The sequence below is a fragment of the Streptomyces atratus genome (genome assembly GCF_900119365.1).
Classification (GTDB): Bacteria; Actinomycetota; Actinomycetes; order Streptomycetales; family Streptomycetaceae; genus Streptomyces; species Streptomyces atratus_B.
Genome location: NZ_FPJO01000005.1, coordinates 142,500 through 162,587, shown reverse-complemented (window position 1 = coordinate 162,587; position 20,088 = coordinate 142,500). Strand labels below are relative to the sequence as shown.

Sequence of the window (20,088 nt, the reverse complement as noted above, 5' to 3'; positions counted from 1 at the left end):
CCTCCCCGTGACTTGTGGGACTACTCGTCCACGCCCTCTTCGCGGCGGATCATCCGCCATGCCGCCCGGCGCGCGCTGCGGTCCAGGTTGGAGCGGAAGCTCTTGTCGGGGCCGAAGTACTGGCGGCCCATGCCGGCGGTGGACTCGATGTGGTCGGCCATGTTGTCGGCGAAGGCCCGGTCCCAGACCTTGCCGAAGTTGTCCTCGTCGTTGACGACGGCTGCCGCCCGGACCTTGGGGTCTTCCGTGGTCTTGTTGAACGGCTTGCGGACGTCCTCCTCGGTAAAGTCCGTGCCGAACTTGGCGTTGAACGCCTTGATCAGCTCCGACAGCAGCGACTTCTCCGCCTCCGCCGCGCCGCCTGATCCGTCACCGAAACCCGGGAGCTCGGTCGAGCCCTCGGGGGTGAGTGAGACGTCGTGCTCACCCGTCCTCTCGACGCGCAGGTGACTGAGGTTGATCTCGCCTATGTCGACGCCACCGTCGGCACGGCGGGGGAGCCGGTTGAGGAGGTAACGGCCGTAGAGGTGGAGGCGTTCCAGTTCAGCGTCGCGGTACGGGACGATCTGGGCGAGGAAACCGTACTTACGCACATAGTCGTTGAGGTCCGCGCGGAAGGCCTCCGCCGTCTCCACGTCGTCCTCCTCCTCGCTCTCCAGGAGTGGCGTGAAGCGGGCGACGGCGGGGGAGAGGAGCCGGTACAGCTCCGCGTGGAGCTTCTCCCACTTCGCCTGCGAACCGGCCGCCTTCTCTTTCGCCGCGAAGTACGCCGCAGCGAACTCGTCCATTCCCGACTCGGAGATGATCGGCGCCGACATCACCCGACTCTGCGCGGTGTAGAGGAGGTTCGGGTCGGACGGGAGGGTGTTGGCCTCCTCGAAATACGGGCGGAACGCCTCCTGGATGTCCTCGGCGTCGTTCACGAAGTCCAGGACCGCCAGGTCCGACTGGGCCTTGCGGTCGGCGGTGCGGTTGAGCCGGGAGAGGGTCTGCACGGCGGAGATACCGGTCAGTGTCTTGTTGACGTACATGGTCGTCAACAGCGGCTGGTCGAAGCCGGTCTGGTACTTCTCCGCGACCACCAGGATCTTGAACTCCTGCTGGCCCCGGCCGCCCGCGCCGACCGCCTTGTCGTCGGCACGGGTGTACGCGAACGCCTTCGGCAACGCGCTCTCGGCGACCCCGCCGTTCTCCTTCGGCTCGGTCGTCTCCTCGCCGTCGATCGTGAGCGAGCCGGAGAACGCCACCAGAACCCCCAGGTCCGGGTACTTGGCGTCGTACTCCCGGTCCTTGATATAGCTCTTGATCGCCCGCGCCATCTGTACGGCGGACTGCCGCGAGGCCGTCACCACCATGGACTTGGCGCGCCCGCCGAGCCGGCCGCGGGAGTGCGTCAGGAAGTGCTCGACGATCACCTGTGCGTGCTGGGAGACGGTGTGTTCGTGGGTGAGGGCGTACCGGGCGAGCAGGCTGTTGGCCTTCGAGGGGTCCACCTCGCGCTCGTCCGGATTCTGGTTCACCAGCTTCCAGTACGTGTTGTACGTGACGTAGTTCCGCAGCGGGTCGAGGATGAAGCCTTCCTCGATGGCCTGACGCATGGAGTACGTGTGGAAGGGGCGATAGGCCGCCTTGCCGTCCAGGGTGTCTTCCGTGCCGAAGAGTTCGAGGGTCTTCGCCTTCGGAGTGGCGGTGAACGCGAAGTAGGAGAGATTCGCGGCCCGGGAACGCTCCGCGGCCTTCTGCCTCAGCTTCTCGTAGACGGTGACAGCGCTTGCGCCCTGGTCCTCCGAGTCGGCGTCCAGACCGAGGTCACGTAGGGCAGCCTTGACGGCGGTGGAGGCGTCGCCGGACTGGGAGGAGTGCGCCTCGTCGATGACGATGGCGAAATTCGTGCCCTTGATCTCGGTCGGGTTGCGCTCGATGTAGTCGATGAGCGCGGGGAACGAGTGAAGGGTGACGGTCACGATCTTGCCCGTGTCGCGGGAGAGCGCGCGAGCGAGCTGCTCGCTCTTCGAGCCGTGCTTCTCGTCCACCTTCACGACCAGGCCATCGGTCTGCGAGAAACTGCCGACCGTTTCCCGGAGTTGGGCATCGAGGTTTCGGCGGTCCGTGATGACGATGACCTTGTCGAAGACCGGCGCACCCGGCTTGATCCGGCCGGCCGACAATGTCTCCGGGTCGAGCGTGCGGGGGTCGGAGTCGGCGTGGAGGTCGCTCAGTCGGTGAGCCAGCCAGCCGATGGTGTTCGACTTGCCGGAACCGGCGGAGGCCATGACGAGATAGTTCTGGCCGACGCCGTAGGTCGCCGCGTGCGCGGTCAGCTTCTTCACCACGTCCCACTGGTGAAAGCGCGGGAAGATCGTCGACTTGGTAGTGCCGCCGCCGGGTGTCTTGGTCTTCTGCTGGTGCACGTAGCGCTGGAGCAGGTCGAGCCAGTTGTCCCGAGCCCAGACCTGTTCCCACAGGTAGGAGGTGGCGTACGTGCCGTACGCGGTCGGGGCGGAGTTTCCGGCGCCGCCCGGCAGGCCGGCACCGTTGGAGCCGGTGTTGAAGGGGAGGAAGCGGGTGTTCTTGCCCCGGAGCTGCGTCGCCACGAAGACGAGGTCCGGGTCCACGGCGAAGTTCACGATGACGCGGCGGGTGAAGATCAGCTCGGTGGGGTCGCGGTCGGTGCGGTACTGCTCCTTGGCCTGCTCGACGCCCTGCCGGGTGAGCGGGTTCTTCAACTCGGCCGTGGCGACAGGGATTCCGTTGAGGAAGAGAGTCAGGTCGAGCTTGTTGCCCCAGTCGGCCTGCTTGGTGGCGTAGACGAGTTCGCGTACGACGGTAAGGCGGTTGGCCTGGTAGCCGTCGAGGACGGAGTCGTCGGCGACGAGATTCGGCTTGAAATAGGCCACCCGGAGGCGGACTCCCCGGTCCTTGACGCCGTTACGGAGGACGTGGAGGAGGCCGTCTTCGCTGATGGCCTTGTCGAGGCGCTGGGCGAAGCCGCGCTGGGCGTCGTTGACGTTGTTGCCGTAGACGGCGAGCAGTTCGTTCCACTCATTGATCTGCGTCTTGCCAAGGAAGGTGAACAGCTCGTTGGTGTCCAGCCCGAGGTCGGCCTGATAGTCCTCGGGCTGAGCCTCGCGCCAGCCGCGCTCGGTCATCGAGGCGACGATGGCGTCCCCGAAGGCGGACTCGTGGTGGATGGGGCTCATGCCGATACTCCGTCCGTTACGTTGCGGCCGCTGGCGGTGGAGACGTCGAACTGGCCGGTTACGGCGGCGGTGATGAGGGCTTGGCGGCGTTCGGCTACCAATTTGCGATGCTGCGCCACGCGGGACCTCAAGGTCTCGTGCGTTGCCATCGTGCGGCCAGCCTCCTCGGCCAAGTCTCGCTGACAGGGTGAGCTGGGAGTGGGTACCAGAACCCGCTTGAGGTCCCAAATGTTGATGCCCTTAATCGTGGCACCTGTCACACGTTGTTGGATTTGGTGAATGACTAGAGGGGATTCGAGGGCAAGTCGCAGCCATTTGGCGTCAGTGGAAGGCCCGACGGAGATTCGGGCTGCATCTTGGGTGAGGTTGGCGCCGGTGAGCTCGGTCGGAACTACTGCAACTTCACCAACACTCCCGCGAATGGCGATGACCAGGTCTCCGCCTGCAAGTCGCGATCTTTCATACCCGGACTCAATCTGATGAGTCGTCCGGTTTAGGGTTTCGAGCGAAAGGCGATTCGCGGCGACGTCCCCGCCCTTCACGATGGGCACGCCGTCAGCCACATTCGGTCCAGGCAAAACGATCCCATACATGATTTGCCGGAGTTGGTTCGTGAGATGCATGAGCGGGGTCCATCGCCATCCTGAGGGCAGATCGCTCTGTGGATGTTGGGCACCCGCGTTGAGTAGCCTCGCCAGAACGGCGCGCTCGCGCTCTCGCACTTCCTGCTCGAAGCGCTGAAGTGCAGCGGTGAGCTTCGACATGTGTGCGGTCTCTGCGTCGAGGAAGTCGGCGATGCGGCGCTGCTCCTCCAGTGGGGGCAGTGGGATGGGCGCATCACCAAGCCGGTCCCGGTTGAGCTCGATCTGGTTCGTTGCTCCAACTACGAGTGCTGCGTAGACGTACTCCTGGAAGGGGCGCGAACCTAGCCAATAGTAGGAGAATCGCGCATCCAGCTCGTCCGACTTGGCTCGGGAAATTGTGACATGGCTGTCTGCCATGCATGGGAGCCCGTCTGGCGACTTGCTGAAGTATCCGATGCGTCCCAAAGTTCCTGTGCCTGTGGAGTTGATGAGCACATCGTTTGGGAGAAGGTAGCCCTTGAGCTTTTTTGGATCGCCACTGAAGTCATGGAAGCGGGTACGTGACCAGTCGAGGCCTCCTGTTTGGTTCGCGGCTTGGCTGATGGCCCGCACTGGCCCCTCGTCCACGTAATTCGGGGCAGACCCACGATTTAGCACGGAAGACACATGCTTCAGTGGAGCCACAGACCACGAGTCAGGGAGGGGGACGCCCAACACGGAACTCATTCCGTCACCTCGCCCAGCAGCGTCTGGATCTCGGCCTCAAGCGCCTTCAGCTCCGCGTCGATCTCCGCCAACGGCCGCGGCGGCTCGTACACGTAGAAGTGCCGCGTGAACGGGATCTCGTACCCCACCTTCGTCTTCGTGTGGTCGATCCATGCGTCCGGCACGTGCGGGTGCACCTCTCGCTTCAGGTACTCCTCCACGTCCTTGCCGAGCGGCACATTCTCGGAGTCCCGTAGCTCGCTGTCCGGTTCCGTCTCGCCCTTGAGGGTCTGCACCTCGCCCTCCGGGGCCCGTACGCCCACCGTGTCCCGCAGTGCCTTCGTGAACGGTGCGCCCGTCGGGCCCTGGACGCCGGCTTCCGCCATGGCGTTCCGTACCGCGACCTGCGCCTCGGATTTGGTGGCCCACTCTGTACCCAGCAGCGGGGCCAGCGCGTCCCCGAGTACCTGTGCCTCGGCCTCCGCCAGCTTCCGGAACTGCGCCTCTTCCTCGTCCGTCAGCTTCCGGCGGGCCTTCACCTTCGCGGCCAATTCCGGTTCGTGCGGCAGGAAGCGCTCCTCCGCCCACTTCTGCACCGGCTTCGATGCCAGCAGCGCCGCCAGCGTGTCGTCCGTCAGCTCGAAGCACAGCTTCAGCGGCCGTTCGACCGTGATCCGCTGGTAGCCGAAGGCCGTGTTGTCGAAGACCTTCACCTTGGCGTGCATCGGGTGTTCCGGGTCCGCCGCGGCTGCCACTGCGTCCCCGTACAGGCGGGTGATGTCGCCGATGTGGTTCGGCTTGCCGCCCGTGCCATCGCCCAGCTCCTTGCGCTTGTCGCCGAGCGACTTGCGCATCTTCACCCACTGGTCGCGGGCGTCCAACAGGACGACCTTGCGCTTGTGTTCGGCGTCCTTACGGTTCGTCAGAATCCAGAAGTAAGTCGAGATCCCTGTGTTGTAGAAGAGCTGGTCCGGCAGGGCGACGATCGCCTCCAGCCAGTCGTTCTCCAGGATCCAGCGGCGGATCTCCGACTCACCCGAGCCAGCCGCGCCCGAGAAGAGCGGGGAGCCGTTGAAGACGACGGCGATGCGCGAACCGCCCCCGCCCTTCACGTCCACCGGCTTCATCTTCGAGACCATGTGCTGGAGGAAGAGCAGCGAGCCGTCGCTGATACGGGGCAGGCCCGCGCCGAAGCGTCCGGAGTCGCCGAGGTTCCTGTGCTCGTACTCGACCTCCTCCTGGACCTTTTTCCACGCCACGCCGAATGGCGGGTTGGCCAGCAAGTAGTCGAACTTCTCCCGCGCGTGGCCGTCGTCGGAGAAGGAGTTGCCGGAGGCGATGTTCTCCGGGTCCTGGCCCTTGATCATCAGGTCGGACCGGCAGATCGCCCAGGACTCCGGGTTGAGCTCCTGGCCGTACACCTCCACCGTGGCGTCCTTGTTGTACGCCCTGATGTGTTCCTCGGCCGCGCTGAGCATGCCGCCCGTGCCGCAGGCCGGATCCAGGACCGTGCGGACGACGCCGGGGATACTGAGCGCGTCGCCGTCCGGGGCGATCAGCAGGTTGACCATCAGCTTGATGACTTCGCGCGGGGTGAAGTGCTCACCCGCGGTCTCGTTGGACTGCTCGGAGAAGCGGCGGATCAGCTCCTCGAAGATGTAGCCCATGTTGTGGTTGGACACGACCTCGGGGCGCAGGTCCAGGTCCGTGAACCTGCCGATGACCTGGTAGAGAAGGTTCGCGCCGTCGAGCTTGCGGATCTGCTGGGCGAACTCGTACTTCTCCAGGACCTCACGGGCGTTGGGCGAGAAGCCCGCGATGTACACCTGAAGGTTGGCGGCGGCGTTGTCCGGGTCGCCGGCGATCTTCTTCAGGGTCAGGCCGCTCGTGTTGTAGAAGGAGTGGCCCGACGCCCGCGGAAGGAAGTAGTCAGGGTCGAGGTCCTGCTCCTCGCACCGGGCGGCCTCCTCCACGACCTTGTCGCGCGTCGGCTCCAGGACGCACTCCAGGCGGCGCAGCACCGTGAACGGAAGGATGACCTTTCCGTAGTCCGACTGCTTGTAATCGCCGCGCAGGAGGTCGGCGACGGACCAGGCGTGGTTCGCCAGCTCCGTGTGCTTGCTGCTGTTCAAGGGATTCCCCGGTTTCCTTTCGGACCCGCCCACCCCAACCGGAGCGGGTTCGGACAAGTGTGATGGATGCGTGAAGGCAGTGGTGCCGTTCAGGCCGAATCGGACGGGACGGACGGCCCGGTGCCGGTCGACGACGGGATCAGCCCGCCGCCCGTCAGCCCGCTCGCCAGCAGCCGGGCCGTCTGCTCGGCCAGCTCCGTCGTGCGTCGCGCCTCCGCCCCCAGCTCGTGGACGCGGCGGAACGCTTCCCCGTACCGGCGCTGCTCCTCCAGCGGTAGCAGCGGCACGCGCAGTCGGCCCGGACTTACGTGCAGGATCGTGCTCCCGGTCGATGCGCCGGCGATGTTCTCCTCCGCGCCCAGGAAGCCCGCGAGGAACCACGGGTCGAGCCGCGCGGGATCGGGCCGGAAGAGGTGGACCTGCCGGCCGAGAAGCGCCCCCTCGTCCGACTCGGCCGCCACCCGGACCATCGGTCCGCTGCCGCCCGCGAGCGACCGGACGAGCACATCGCCCGCAGCGATCACCGGGGTGGAGTCCGGGCGCAGTCCGGACGGGTCGCCGGTCGGGTCCGTGCCGCGCGCGATGTCCTCGCCGGTCAGGACTGCGGTGGCGGTCGGCACGGAGGGTGCGCCCTGTGGTTCCTTGGGCTCCTTCGCGTCGGGGGCCGTACGCAGCAGCGTGAGCGCGCCGCCCCGTGCCAGGTCCGATGCCGTCGCCGTACGCCACTCCCGTGCCACCGGTCCGGCCGCCTGCCAGCCGACGTGACCCGCCGCCCTGCCCAGCGAGCCCGCGGCGGCGACGAGGCGTCGGCGGCTGTCGTCCGTTTCCCGGGCGAGCTCCGCCGGTTCGATGTCGGTGCGGGAGACACGTACATGCCGGGCGGGGGAGAGGTCGATGAGGTCGCCGATGAGGTCGACCACCGGGACGGCGCGCGCGATGCCGGGTTCGTCGGTGAACTCGTCCGGGGCATCCGTGAAGGCTGCCCACGCGGTGAGTACTCGGTCCGTCAGAGCCGTCCAGTCCAGGGAAGCCCGGCCGCCGCCCCGGGTGCCCCCGCGAGAACCGGCCTCCGTCGTGCCCCCGGCCCGCACCGTGCCGGGCTCCTCGGACGTATCGACGAAGAGCACGGATCTCCGCTCCGGGCCGCTAGGCTCCGGCCGTTGCAGGACCCAGATCTGCAGACCCACGTGCAGAGGGGCCGCCGCTCCGGCCGGCAGGGCGACGACCGCGCGCAGGGCTCCGCTGCGTACCAGCTCCATCCGTACGCGGCGGCCCGATGCACGGGAAGCCGTGGCGGGCGGAAGGATCAGGACGGCATGGCCGCCAGGTACGAGATGGGCGAGTGCGTGCTGGACCCAGGCCAGCTCGGACTCGGCGCGCGCCGGTACGCCGTACGCCCAGCGCGGGTCGTAGGCCAGCTCGTCGTGGCCCCAGTCCCGGTCGCCGTAGGGCGGGTTGCACAGGACGGCGTCGATGGCGAGCCCGCCGAAGGCGTCGGCGCGGAGGCTGTCGCCGGTATGGACGGTCACCGTCGCGTCCGGGGCGGCCAGCATCAGGGCCACCGCGCTGCGCCGGGCCTGGACCGGCACGCTGTCCTGGCCGTACAGCTCCGTCGCGCCCCGCCGGGCGGCCGCCGTGAGCAGTGTTCCGCTGCCGCAGGCCGGGTCGAGAACCCGGGACGGCGGACCCGGTACCAGTCGGGCCACGAGATCTGCGAGCGGGTCGGGGGTCCGGTAGGTGCCGCTGGTGGCACTGTCCTCCAGCTCCCGTTCCGCCAGTACGCCCAGTGCTCCTTCGCCGCCCTCGTCACGTACGCAGCGGACCAGGGCCCGCAGCGCCGGGGCGTCTCCGGCCGAGAAGCGGGAGGCCTCCGCACCGGGGACGGTCTCGGCGAGCGTCGAGACGGCGCCGTTCGCGCGGGCGGCGAGATCGGCGTCCGGCAACTCGGTCAGGGCCGTCAGCTCGTCCGGCGTGCGACGGGCGGTGGTGAGGACGAGAGGGAGGAGGTTCGCTGCCGCGCCACCGCCCTGCGGGTGCAGGCGCAGTGAGGTACGCAATTCCTCCAGCGGGCTGACCGCTGCCGTGTGCCCCCGGGCGTCCAGCCAGGCGCGCACGGCCGGCAGGTCGTACAGAGGGCTGCTCTCGGTGCCTCCCGAAGGGGCGGGGAAGTCGTCGTGACGTCGGCGCCAATTGCTGACAGTGGCACGTGTGACCCCCGCGATGCGTGAGATCTCGGCGGCTGTCACCTGTGCGGATGGCTGGGGCATGGCGCGAGTCCTGAGCCTCTCGGTGGGGAGCTGTTAACAAACTACACCAGCCGTCAAATCAGGCAAGCTGTTTGACAGCGCTTTCACGGTGATGCTTATCTGGGGTTGCTTCCGGGTGGTGGCCGCCATCCGAACGACAAGCGATCCCTGCGGCCTGCCTGTCCGCTGCCTCACCGATTCTTTGGGGAAACTGCCATGCGTCTCACCATGCCGACCGCCGTTGTCGAGGGAACCCAGCTCACCGTCATGCCGTTCCGTGCGGACGCCGTGATCGGGACCATGTCCGTACCGACGCTCGTCCAACTCGTGCCCTCGCCCCGCCGCGAGGAGGACACGAAGACGCTCAAGGCCGCGTCCGGCGCCGTGCGCCGCCACGCCGAACTGCGATCGCTCGTGCAGCGGGCGCTGAAGTCCACTCAGAAGGGGAAGAACGTCGGCTCGTACGCCGAGTACATCGCGGACGGTGTGAAGGGCGAGTTGGGAGCGGGCTGGTCAACCCCGCCGATCACGTTCTGGCACGCTGGACCGCTCGCCGCGCTCAGTGACGAACTGCTGCCCGGCACCGGGCTGCGGACCCTGACCATCACGCCGGGCACGTCCGTGGTGGCCATCGACGGCGAGACGCAGACGACCGCGTGGCACGAGCTGTACGACGATCCCGAGCGGTACGGGCTCACCTATGCCGAACTCGCTCAGGTGCGCGTGCCGTTCGAGCTGTACGTGGACCTGACCGTGGCCGATGCCCGGCAGATCTTCTACGACCGCAATGTGCAGGGCGTCGCCGTCGCGAAGAACCTGGCCATGTCCATGGACCAGCGGGACTTCGCCACCCGCCTCGCACACCGCGTCGCCGACGCAGTCAAGGTCGATATCGACGGCAAGCTCGTGCCGTTCACCAAGCTCGTCAACGCCAGCAAGCGGCAAGTGGGGAAGGCCGATGCCGAGGTCATCACCCTGTCCGCGCTCCGGGCACTCGTGATCACGGCGATCTACGGGCGCGGCGGGCTGTCCCGCTCGGCGGAGACCGTGCAAGAGGACGAACTGCCCGCGGGGTCGAGCCCCGAGCAGGTCGAGCAGAGTGTCGTGCCGCTGCTGGCCCGTCTGATCGCCGACCGCAGCGAGCACTTCGTCTCACGCAGTGCCCTCACCGCGCCGGCCGTGCTCGCCGGGCTCGGCATCGCCGTGCACCACACCGCGCCCTGGGCCGACCCGGTGAACGCCCTGGGCACCGACGAACTGAACCGGCTGCTTTCCGACATCCGGTGGGAGCGCGAGGCCCGCTACTGGGACGGTGTGGCAGCGAAGTCGGGCGCCTCCGGACGCCTCAACTTCAGCGGCGGTGTGAAGGACTCCGGCGGCCGGGTCGCCGACGCGATCCTCTACCCCGGTACCGAAGCCGGGCGCCGGATCCGCGGCCAGTAGACGCCGGATCGCGTACGCCCACCCTCTCGGGTCCGCCGCTCCGGAGCGGCGGACCTCACATCCCGAACCCGCCCCGCACAGAAGCGACTTGGAGCACATCATGAGCACTCCGCACCACCAGGACCCTGGCCCGTACCACGCGCCTCAGCATGCCGTCCCGGTCCCGCCCGCCTTCCCGCCGCGAAAGCCCTCGACGTCGGCCCCGCCTTCTGGTGGCCGGGCCGCCCGGCGGGCCGGGCCACGGCAGCGGCACACCGTCGACGACGCGCCGGGGGAGGCGGTCGCGGTCGCCGTCAGCTCCGGTTCGCGTACACGATGAGGTTGTCCACCGGGTGGCCCCGGTCGTCGAAGGCGCCGTCGCAGGTGATGAGGCGCAGGGTGCGCGTGTTGGTGGCGCCGTAGACCTTCTCGGTCGGGAAGGCCTTCTTGCTGACGGTTTCGGTGGCGGTGACCCGGAAGTGGAGTTCCGCGCCGCGGTCGTTGCGGACGGCGATGTCCGCTCCCTTGCCGATCTTCTTCAGATCGTGGAAGACGGCCTTCCCGAAGCGGGTGTTGTTGTGCCCGATGAGGACCGCGGCGCCGCGCTCGCCGGGAGTGGCGCCGCCGGTGTACCAGCCGGCGGTCATGCCCTTCTCGGCTGGCGGGACCTCGACGGTGCCGTCCTGGTTGAGGCCGAGACGCATCAGCTCGCTGTCGATCCCGAGCGACGGGATGCTGATGCGGACGGGGGCGGCTGCCGCGGAATCCTCGGATTTCCCGGTCCCCGTCGAACCGGTCTGTTCCGGAGCATCGACCGTGGCGGTGGTGCTACTGCCGGGTGTCGCGGCGGACGAGCCGTCCGTGGCGTCGGAGGAGCAGCCGGTGAGGACGAGACAGGCGAGCACCGGAAGTGTGACATGCCAAAGCGACATGTGTGTACGGGACATGGGGGCTCCAGAACGGGACGGAGACGGGCAGTGGCGCCGCCCGGGACGAGGCGGCGCCACAAGGGAAGGTCAACTGCTGTGCGCGGTACGTTGTCGTGCGCGGTCAGTTGCCTTGCAAGTCAGTGGCCGTGAAGGGACTGACGTGCCGGCAGTTCAGCGGCCCTGCTGTGCGGCGGAGCGGCGGCGCAGCACGACCGTTCCCGCTCCCGCGACCAGAAGGGCGGCTGCGGCCGACCCGGCAAGGGCGGTGGTGCTGCTGCTCGAGGTCCCGGCCGGTCGCTCGCCCGCGGCGACACCGCCACGGGGCGCAACCGACGGCTCCGAGCCCCGCGCGGGCGGGCCGGTGACACCGGCCGGGGCGGCTGCGGCGGACCGCTCGACGGACGGCTTCGGTGCGGGCGTGCTGTCGGCGAAGGCCGCGGTGGACGGGACGAGTACCGCGCCGGCCGCGACAGCGGCAAGGACGGCGGTACGCAGGGACAGACGGTGGGGCATGGGCATGGCTCCATTCCAGGTCGGCCTCGGTGGTGCCCGGAAGCCGGTTCGCACCGGGCACAAGGCATGCCGACAGGCTGGCGTGAAGTTATGAAGAAACTGTCAGATCGCTGTGGTCATCGCATCAGGCCTGGCCCGCACCGCTTCCACGGCCGCCCACGGCACGTTCGGGTCCGCCCGCGCCGCTCCCGCGTTCGCAGCCGCCTGCCGCGCTCCCCGACACGCCCGTCGAGGCTCCTTGGAACTCGTCCGACCCACCAGCCTCTCCGCATTCATCCGACCCCGTCTGTGCAGGATCTGCCGGCAGCCGGAGCGTGAACACCGAACCCTGCCCCTCGACGCTCACCGCACTCACCGAGCCGCCGTGCGCCTCGACGAGTTTCCGTACGATCGCCAGGCCCAGCCCGCTGCCGCCGGTGCGGCGGCTGCGGGACTTCTCTGCGCGCCAGAAGCGGTCGAAGACATGGGGCAGATCCTCGGCCGAGATGCCGCTGCCCGTATCCGTGACGTCCACCACGACCAGGTCCGCACACTCGGACCCATACGCATGCAAGGAGACATTCCCACCCGCCGGGGTGTGACGCACCGCGTTGGAGACGAGGTTGCCGATGGCCTGGCGCAGCCGGACCGGATCGGCCGTCAGCTCGGGACCGGCAGCGCCGGCCGTCGCCGTGAGGACGGCCAACGTGACTCCAGCCGTCTCCGCTCCTCCCTGGTGGGCCGCGGCGACCTGGCTCAGAACGTCCTCGATGCGTACCGGCTCGGGGTGCAACCGCAGCGCACCCGCGTCGGCCGCGGCCAGATCCTGGAGATCGTCGATGATGTGCTGCAGCTGAACGGCCTCCGTGTGGAGCGAGGAGATGAACGCCGGGTCGGTCTCCGCCAGACCGTCCTGTGCTGCCTCCAGCCAGCCGCGGATGTTGCTCAGCGGGGTGCGCAGTTCGTGGGCTACGTCGCTGACCATGTCCTTGCGCTGTCCTTCGAGGCGGGCGCGGTGGGCCGACATGTCGTTGAAGGCCGCGGCGAGCCGCCCGATCTCGTTGTCGTCGGTGACCAGCACCGGCGCGGAGTCCTCACCGTCCCGCATCCGTTGTGCCGCACCGGTGAGGGCGTGCAGCGGCCGTACGAGCCGGGCCCCAGCCAGCATGGTGGCTCCGACGGTGAGCGCCAGGACGAGCGCCGCGGCACCCGCGATCTTCGCGGTGTTCGCCGGGGAGAGGTCGAAGCCGGGCACGGTCGTGCCGCCCTCGTCGCCGATGAACAGCAGTGCGGGCGAGGCGACATAGGAACTGAGCTGCTCACGGCGGGCCGTGCCCACGCAGGAGGCGGTGGCCCGGTCGTCGTCGCCGGTGCGGACGCTCGGCGCGGGAGCGGGCGACGGGGGGGAGACACCGGCGCTGGGCATCGGCTCGGAACCGTCGCCCCAGGACAGGTCCAGATTGAGCTGTACGCCCGTGCGGCCCTGACGTTTCAGGCAGGCATCGGCGAGCTGATTGAGCGCCCCCAGCGCCTTCCGCTCGGTCGCTGTCGGTTCGTCCAAATTGTCGGATGCGCACCTGGTGCCCTGCACCCGGTCGGGATCGTTGCCCACGACCTCGATGCGCGGGCGCCCACTCGGGCCCCGGACCACATCCGCCGCGACCCCGGACCGATTCAGGCACGCCACACTCCGGTCGGCGACACGCTGCAACTCCGTACGCTCGGACGCGGGCAGCCGGAACGGACCGACTGCGCGCGGGTCGACACGGTCGGCCGTGACGCCGGCCCGGCCCACCGTCTGGGACAGCGTCGTGTCCACGGACAGCGGATCCACGATCGCCGATGCCTCGGGCGGCAGCGCGGGCGGGGACGGCCGGGTGGCGGAATCGGCGAGTGGTCGGCGCTGCTCGGTGGTGAGGGCGATCCGCCGGCCGGACTGCCGGGCCAGGTCGCGCACGGTGCTCTCGACGCCGTCCCAGGTGGGGTGGCCCGCCGCGTACCCGAGCAGGGTGTTGTAGATCCGGGCGTCGGCGGCGAGGTTCTGACCCTGTTCCTGCTTGATGGCACCGGAGGTGGTCTGTACGGCAAGCCAGGCCGTGGCGGCCACCGAACACGCCGCCACCAGCGCCGATACCGCCAGCAGACGGCCGAACAGACTCTTGCGGAGCGGCAGCCGGGTCCGCCGCTGCTCACGACGCAACGGAAGCGTTCCTCGCCGGGTCCGTCAGCTTGTAGCCGACACCGAAGACGGTGATCAGCCGGGCCGGCCGACGGGGTGCCGGCTCGATCTTCTTGCGCAGGTTCATGATGTGCACATCGACCGTACGGAAGCTGATGTACCGGTCGAAGCCGTGCAGCTCCTCCAGGAGCCGCTGCCGGGTGAAGACCCGGTCGGGCTCGGTCGCCATGGCGACCAGAATCCGGAACTCACCGGGGGTGCAGTCCACGGACCGGCCCTCGACGGACACCTCGTGCCGGTCCGGGTCGACCACCAGCGCACCCACCCGCAGCGCCTGATCCGCGGCGGGTCCGGTGTCCTGCGCGCCCCGCCGGCTGCGCCGCAGCAGTGTCCGTACACGCGCCATCAACTCACGCGGGCTGTACGGCTTCGTCATGTAGTCGTCCGCACCGAGGTCCAGCCCCAGCAGCAGATCGTCCTCGGTGCTGCGGGCCGTCAGCATCAGCACCGGCAGCTCCCGGTGCTCGGCACGCAGCACGCGTACCACGTCCAGGCCGTCGGCCCGCGGCATCATCACATCGAGCACCAGCAGATCGGGCTCCCGGTGCCGGACCTCGGCGAGCGCCGCGAGGCCGTCGCCCACGACCGTGACCGCGTGGCCCTCGTGCTCGAGGTAGCGGCGTACGAGTTCGGCCTGCTTCTCGTCGTCTTCGGCGACCATGACGTTTGCGCACACGCGATCGATCGTAGAGGGTCCGCACGGCTCGTCCGGCGTTCAGAGGCTGGACGCCGGACGAGCCCGGCGCGCTACCGCGCCGACGCGACCAGCGACCAGCGGTCGGAGAGGTTCGTGTACGTGTGGCTCGTGCCCCAACTGGAGACGGTCCAGGGTGCGCTCTGCTCCTTTACCACCTCGTTCGTCCACCCGGACGGCTTCGCGTGCGAAGCAGGGGCAGTTACTGATGGGTGGACATCGGATGCCGTCGGACTTGCCTCGGCTGAACGAATGGGCACCGGCTCTTGTCGTGGGGCCGGATGCCTGGTCTTGTGTACCGTCGGCTGCCCGTTCACCCGCGGGCGCGGCCAGGGCTGGGAAGAGTGGGGAGAAGTGTGGAACCGGTGACCGGACGTGATGCGCGGGGTGCGCTGCCCGCAGGGCTCGGCGATGCCGTCCGGGCCACCGCCGAGGAGATCGCCGCGGTGCTGCGCGGCGTTGCCGACACGAGTGTTCCGGTGCCCGGTTCGCAGTGGACGGTGGGCGAGGCCGCGGCGCATCTGGCGCAGGCCAACGAGCTGATGGCCGAGCTCGCGGCCGGGCAGGAACGCCGCTACGGGGACGGCACGCCGCAGAGCCTGGCCGCTGCCAATGAGCGTGCGCTCGCCGAGTTCGACGAGCGGGCCGCCGAGCCGCTGGCCGGGATGATCGTCGCGCACGCGGATGCCTGCCTCACAGCCGTCGAGCGGAGTGTCGCGGGGGCCGGGGACGTGGTCACACCGTTGGGGCCGATGAGCCGGGCGGTGCTGGCCTCGTACCTGCTGACACACATGCTCGGCCACGGCTACGACCTGGCCCGTGCGCTGCGGCGCCGTCACATGGTCGACCGCGAACGCGTCGAACTGTCGCTGCCGTTCCTGATCACCGCCATGCCCAGGGTCACCGATGCCGCCGCCACCGCCCGGCTCACCGCCAGGTACACGATCCGCCTGTGGGGCGGCTCCCGGTTCGGCGTCACGTTCACCGACGGCGCCGTGACCGTCACCGCTCGACCGCCGGACCGCCCCGACTGCACCATCCTCATCGAGCCGGTCACCTTCTTCCTGATGGCGCTCGGCCGCACCGACCCCTATGGCGCCATCGCCCGGGGCCGGGTGTTCGCCCGGGGCCGCAAGCCCTGGCTCGCTCCCCGGTTCCCCGGGCTGTTCAAGGCACCCTGAGCCCTACGCCGGGTGCCCGTGGGACTCCATGAGCTCCTGGTGGGCCGCCATCACGTCCTGAGTGAGTACGGTGACGATCTCCGCCCTGGTGGGCGTCGTGCCGCCCGAGTGCTCGGCGTACAGACGCAGATCCCGTTGCGCCGCGGCCTTCTGGCAGAGTTCGCGGGCGAAGCGGGCATTGCCCAGGGTGTCGGCCATGCCTTCGTCCACGGCCGAGGCGAAGAGGGTGCCGAGTGCGGCCGCGGCCTCCTCGTCGGGTTCGTCGCCCTGACCGGACAGGACGGACCGGGCGATCAGGAGCAGCTCCTGCGCGGAGTACGAGGGGAAGTCGACGCGGGTGTTGAACCGGGACACCAGACCCGGGTTGGCGGCGAGCAGGCCGGTCATCTCCTCGCGATAGCCGGCGAGCACGACGACGAGCCGGTCCCGGTCGTCCTCGGCCCGCTTCAGGAGGACCTGCAGTGCCTCGTCGCCGAACGCGTCGCCACCGCTGTACCCGCTGTTGGACAGGGCGTACGCCTCGTCGATGAACAGCACGCCGTTCAGGGCGGAGTCGATGACCTTGCTGGTCTTGATGGCGGTGGATCCGAGGTGCTGTCCGACGAGGTCGACGCGCTGGGCCTCGACGACATGGCCGGAACGCAGCAGCCCCAGACCGGCGAAGACCTTGCCGATGATGCGGGCGACGGTGGTCTTCCCGGTGCCGGGCGGACCCGCGAAGACGAAGTGCCGGGGCCGGGCGCCGCTGGGCAGCCCCTGCTCCTCCCGGAGCGCCGCCATGCGCAGCTGCGCGATCAGCGTGAGGACCTGCCGCTTCACCGGCTCCAGACCGATCATGCCGTCCAGCGCCTCCTGGGCCTGGGCGAGCAGGCGCGCCCTCTCCTCCCGCGACAGCCCGTCCCCGTCGCCCTCCCGAACCTCCGGACCGGCCGCCTGGGCCGTGGGCGCGGGAGCGGGTGCGGCCGTACGGGCCTCCGGGGGCGCCGGGGACGGGGCGGAAGGGGCGGGGGAGGGCGTCGAAGACTGCCCGGCCACGGCCGAAGCCGTCGGAGCCGAGGAACGCGCCTGGGCCCGTACATCCACATCGAGCAGGCCCGGCGCACACCGGAACGCGTACTGATACCGCTTCAGCGCCTCCTCCGGCCGGCCCAGCGACTCCAGGGAGCGGCCCATGAAGTACTTGACCTCCGCGTCGAAACGGCTCCCCGACTCCAGCTTCCTCGGCAGCTCCGCCAGCACGTTCAGCGCCTCGTGACAGACTCCCTGCGCGAACAGCGCCGCGCCCACGTACAACTGCGCCTCGTCGTGCAGGAACGCGTCACGGATCCCCGGGGCGAAACGCAGGACCAGAGCCCAGTCCTCCTTGAGGAAGGCGTAGCGCGTGCAGACGAACCGGGTCTCGTCGCAGTCGAGTTGCGCGGTGGAGAGCCCGGCCCAGGCCTCGTCGAGCTTCCCGGCGTCCAGCAGCGAGGTCATGGCCGCCACCCAGAGGTCCCGGGCGTTCTCCAGCCGGAAGGTGACGTAGTGACCGAGCTGGAACCGGGAGCGCAGCGGCATCCCGAACTTCGAACGCAACGCGCCGAACGACCCGGAGGCGCGGACCATGCCGTCCAGCGCCTCCTTCTGACGCTGCCCGGTCGCGTGCAGCCCCAGCCAGGCGTCGGCGGCCAGCGGATCGTGCGCCGCGGCGAGCGAGAACCGTTCGGCGGCGGCCGCTTCGTCGCCCTGCTGCAGCAGGACCATCGCCTGCTGCCAAGCCTGCTCGGCCTTCTTGGCCGAACCCCGACTTGCGGCTGCTCCCTGCACAGTTACTCCCCTCGACAGGCCCCGGCCCGCGCGCCGGCGGCCGACGGGGCTCGCCGTGATGACCTGGAACAACTGCCAGGATATCCAACACGGCGTGGCGGCCGCTGAAGACTCCGGATGCGGTCGAATCCGCCGGAAGCCGGCGAAAGGCCGGTTTCCGGACGGATGAACGGCCGATCCGCATCGGGCCCGGGCGATCACCATCGCGATGTTCAGGGGACATTGACCCGTCTGACGCTAACGTGGCTCCGCACGGTGACAGCGACGGTGCCGGGGAGGGCGCACCGCGCGGAACACCGGGAACGAGGAGTGCGCGACATGCTGGATCCCACTTCGGTGGCGGCGATTTCGGCGGTACTCGGTGCGGTCGGCTCGGGGATGGCCAACGAGGCCGGCAAATGGGCCTGGGAGTCCACCGGCGCGGCCGTGCGGAGAATCACCGGCCGTGAGGTTCCCGCCCCGGTGGCCCCGGAGGAGCGGGACGATGTGGCCCGCATGGTCCATGAACGGCTCCGCGCCGATCCGCAACTCGCCTCCTCCTGGACCGCGTTCGCCGCGCGGGTAGGCCGCCGCGCCCCCGCCCCGGCCCGGGCCGCGCGGTCGAACCTCCCCGCCTCCATAAGGTTCTTCACGGATCGCAAGGAGGCGATGAAGCAGCTCCAGCGAGAGGCGTCCCGCCGCCCGGACGGCCGGCCCCGGCTCGCGCTGGTGCACGGCCCGGACGGAATGGGATCCAGCACGCTCGCCGTGCACTTCGGAGCACAGCCGACCCGTCTCTTCCCGGACGGGCAGATCTACGCCGACCTCGGAGGCGGCGGTGGCGGGCGCGACATCGGAACCGTACTGCGGGCGCTGCTGCGTCAACTACGGGTACCGGACGAGGAGATGCCGCCCGGGACCGACGAGCTCGGCGAGTTCTACCGCCATTGTGTGGCTGACCGCAGGCTCCTGGTCGTGCTCGACCACGCGTACTCCGCCAGGCAGGTGCGGCCGTTCCTCACCTCGGCACCCGGGGTGTTCACGATCCTGGTCGCCCGGGCCCCCTTCCCCGGTATCGACGCCCTGCGGGTGCCCGTCGGACCGCTCTCGGACAAGGACGCGGAGCGGCTGCTCACCGCCGTCACCGACAAGTCCACGGTCGCCGCCGCCCGTGCCACACTGCCCTCGCTGCTCCAGCGCTGCGGCGGGTCGCCGTACGCCCTGCGCGCCGCGGCGTACCAGCTCTCCGCGCCCACCCTTCCGCCACGCCGCACCGAGGCGGACAGCGACCCGGTGCGCGGGGCCGCCGAGGACAACTACCGGCTCCTGACGCCGGAATCCGCCAGGCTGTACCGGCTGATGGCGCTGCGCGCCTGGCCCGCCTTCGACGCCGCCGCTGCCGCCCGCACCACCGGCCAGGACCCCCACGCCACTGCGGAACTCCTGGAGGACCTCGCCGACCGGATGCTCCTGGAGCATGGCGCCGGCGGAACCGGCAACGGCCGATACCACTACCGCCACGGGGTCCGCGCACACGCCGAGGCGGCAGCGGTCCGGGAGGACGGGATCGCGGCGTGCTCGGCCGCGCTCGCCCGCACCCTGAGTGCCTATGCCGATCTCGCGGCATCGGCCGCCCACCAGGCGCTCCCGGAGAGCTGGCGGGTCCCGGCGCCCGCCGAGGACCGTGCCGGGCAGCGATACGAGGACCGGGGCGCCGCCCTCGACGCGCTGCTCGCGGAGGCGGGCAATCTGGTCGAGGCGGTGCGCTGCGCCGAGGAGTCCGGCGACCCGGACACCGCCGTACGCCTGTGCCGTGCCCTGTGGCCGCTCCAGCTCAAGGCGGGCCACCACGAGATGCTGCTGCCGGCGCTCCGGATCGGGACGCGCCTCGCCGACACGCATCGCCCCGCGAGCCCCGACGCCGGAGCACTGCACGCGCAGCTCGCCCACACCCTCACCGAGCTGAAGCGCTGGGAGGAGGCGGAGACGGCGGCACGGGCGGCGGCGCGGGCCGAGGAGTCGGCCGGCCACAAGCGGGGCCACGCCTCGGCCGTCGAGCTCCTGGGGCTGCTGAGGCTGCGCCAGTGGCGGTACCCGGAGGCGTACGAGTGCTTCGACGAAGCGGGCGGCATCCTGGACACCATGGGCGAAGGGGACGAGGGCACCGCCGATCTGCCGCGCGCCCGGGCCCTGCTGGAGCGTCATCGAGGACGGGCGCTGCGCGGTCCCGGGCGACGGGAGGAGGCCCGGGAGAAGCTGGAGACCGCGCTGCGGTACTTCCGGGCGAGCGGCGACACGTACAACACGGCGCGGACGCTCACGGATCTGGCCGAGAGCTGGCTGGACGAGGAGAACACCGGAGCGGCGCTGCCGCTGATCGATGGTGCGATCACGACGCTCGACGGGCAGAGCGCGGAGTACCAGCTGCTGTACCTGCGGCAGATGCGAGAGGCCTGCGGCACGGGGTGAACCCATGTCC

Annotated in this window: 12 protein-coding genes and 1 pseudogene; 3 read left to right on the top strand and 10 right to left on the bottom strand. The window is 69.7% G+C overall.

The annotated features are described in order from the left end of the window. Positions 1-20: 20 nt before the first annotated feature. The 4 genes from BT364_RS11600 to BT364_RS11585 all read right to left on the bottom strand — a co-directional run bounded on the left by BT364_RS11600 (position 21) and on the right by BT364_RS11585 (position 8,888). Entirely contained in the window at positions 21-3,200 is a 3,180-nt protein-coding gene (locus tag BT364_RS11600) for a type I restriction endonuclease subunit R (RefSeq protein ID WP_072485071.1), read from the bottom strand. After that, positions 3,197-4,396 carry a restriction endonuclease subunit S gene (locus tag BT364_RS11595; RefSeq protein ID WP_177328092.1) on the bottom strand — a complete coding sequence of 400 codons (1,200 nt, stop codon included), beginning with the start codon at positions 4,394-4,396 and terminating at the stop codon, positions 3,197-3,199. The genes BT364_RS11600 and BT364_RS11595 overlap by 4 nt, the downstream gene beginning before the upstream one ends. 110 nt (positions 4,397-4,506) lie before the next feature. Beyond that, positions 4,507-6,621, bottom strand: coding sequence for a type I restriction-modification system subunit M (locus BT364_RS11590; protein ID WP_072485069.1), 2,115 nt, complete (start codon positions 6,619-6,621; stop codon positions 4,507-4,509). Positions 6,622-6,710: 89 nt separating this feature from the next. Then, on the bottom strand, positions 6,711-8,888 hold the full coding sequence (locus tag BT364_RS11585) for an N-6 DNA methylase (protein ID WP_177328091.1): 2,178 nt from the start codon (positions 8,886-8,888) through the stop codon (positions 6,711-6,713). A gap of 195 nt (positions 8,889-9,083) precedes the next feature. On the opposite strand from BT364_RS11585, the gene BT364_RS11580 reads away from it, so the two are divergent. Further along, positions 9,084-10,310, top strand: a complete 1,227-nt coding sequence (locus tag BT364_RS11580) for a DNA sulfur modification protein DndB (RefSeq protein ID WP_072485067.1) — start codon at positions 9,084-9,086, stop codon at positions 10,308-10,310. A gap of 293 nt (positions 10,311-10,603) precedes the next feature. On the opposite strand, the gene BT364_RS11575 is transcribed toward BT364_RS11580, so the two are convergent. The 5 genes and pseudogenes from BT364_RS11575 to BT364_RS42755 all read right to left on the bottom strand — a co-directional run. Further along, positions 10,604-11,221, bottom strand: a complete 618-nt coding sequence (locus tag BT364_RS11575) for a class F sortase (protein ID WP_256259708.1) — start codon at positions 11,219-11,221, stop codon at positions 10,604-10,606. A 168-nt stretch (positions 11,222-11,389) separates the two neighbouring features. Further along, positions 11,390-11,731, bottom strand: coding sequence for a hypothetical protein (locus BT364_RS11570; RefSeq protein ID WP_072485065.1), 342 nt, complete (start codon positions 11,729-11,731; stop codon positions 11,390-11,392). Positions 11,732-11,855: 124 nt separating this feature from the next. Then, positions 11,856-13,910 carry a sensor histidine kinase gene (locus tag BT364_RS11565; protein ID WP_079179410.1) on the bottom strand — a complete coding sequence of 685 codons (2,055 nt, stop codon included), beginning with the start codon at positions 13,908-13,910 and terminating at the stop codon, positions 11,856-11,858. After that, complete coding sequence (locus BT364_RS11560; protein WP_072485064.1) at positions 13,900-14,610, bottom strand: response regulator transcription factor; 711 nt, start codon at positions 14,608-14,610, stop codon at positions 13,900-13,902. The genes BT364_RS11565 and BT364_RS11560 overlap by 11 nt, the downstream gene beginning before the upstream one ends. An 86-nt stretch (positions 14,611-14,696) precedes the next feature. Next, a pseudogene (locus tag BT364_RS42755) lies at positions 14,697-14,837 on the bottom strand (sphingomyelin phosphodiesterase); the annotation flags it as partial. A 171-nt stretch (positions 14,838-15,008) separates the two neighbouring features. Here BT364_RS42755 and BT364_RS11550 point away from each other — a divergent pair. Next, the gene (locus BT364_RS11550) at positions 15,009-15,824 is read left to right on the top strand and encodes a maleylpyruvate isomerase family mycothiol-dependent enzyme (protein ID WP_072485247.1); all 816 of its coding nucleotides are present in this window, start codon (positions 15,009-15,011) and stop codon (positions 15,822-15,824) included. Positions 15,825-15,827: 3 nt separating this feature from the next. Here the strand turns inward: BT364_RS11550 and BT364_RS11545 are convergent, their stop codons facing one another. Further along, positions 15,828-17,630, bottom strand: a complete 1,803-nt coding sequence (locus tag BT364_RS11545; RefSeq protein ID WP_256259706.1) for an AAA family ATPase — start codon at positions 17,628-17,630, stop codon at positions 15,828-15,830. A gap of 318 nt (positions 17,631-17,948) precedes the next feature. Here BT364_RS11545 and BT364_RS11540 point away from each other — a divergent pair, with 318 nt between their 5' ends. Next, positions 17,949-20,078 carry an ATP-binding protein gene (locus BT364_RS11540; protein WP_072485061.1) on the top strand — a complete coding sequence of 710 codons (2,130 nt, stop codon included), beginning with the start codon at positions 17,949-17,951 and terminating at the stop codon, positions 20,076-20,078. Positions 20,079-20,088: the final 10 nt, after the last annotated feature.

Coding starts and splice junctions, on each gene's coding strand:
- BT364_RS11600 (WP_072485071.1), bottom strand. CDS start 3,200: ATGAGCCCCATCCACCACGAGTCCGCCTTCGGGGACGCCATCGTCGCC.
- BT364_RS11585 (WP_177328091.1), bottom strand. CDS start 8,888: ATGCCCCAGCCATCCGCACAGGTGACAGCCGCCGAGATCTCACGCATC.
- BT364_RS11580 (WP_072485067.1), top strand. CDS start 9,084: ATGCGTCTCACCATGCCGACCGCCGTTGTCGAGGGAACCCAGCTCACC.
- BT364_RS11575 (WP_256259708.1), bottom strand. CDS start 11,221: ATGTCGCTTTGGCATGTCACACTTCCGGTGCTCGCCTGTCTCGTCCTC.
- BT364_RS11570 (WP_072485065.1), bottom strand. CDS start 11,731: ATGCCCCACCGTCTGTCCCTGCGTACCGCCGTCCTTGCCGCTGTCGCG.
- BT364_RS11560 (WP_072485064.1), bottom strand. CDS start 14,610: ATGGTCGCCGAAGACGACGAGAAGCAGGCCGAACTCGTACGCCGCTAC.
- BT364_RS11540 (WP_072485061.1), top strand. CDS start 17,949: ATGCTGGATCCCACTTCGGTGGCGGCGATTTCGGCGGTACTCGGTGCG.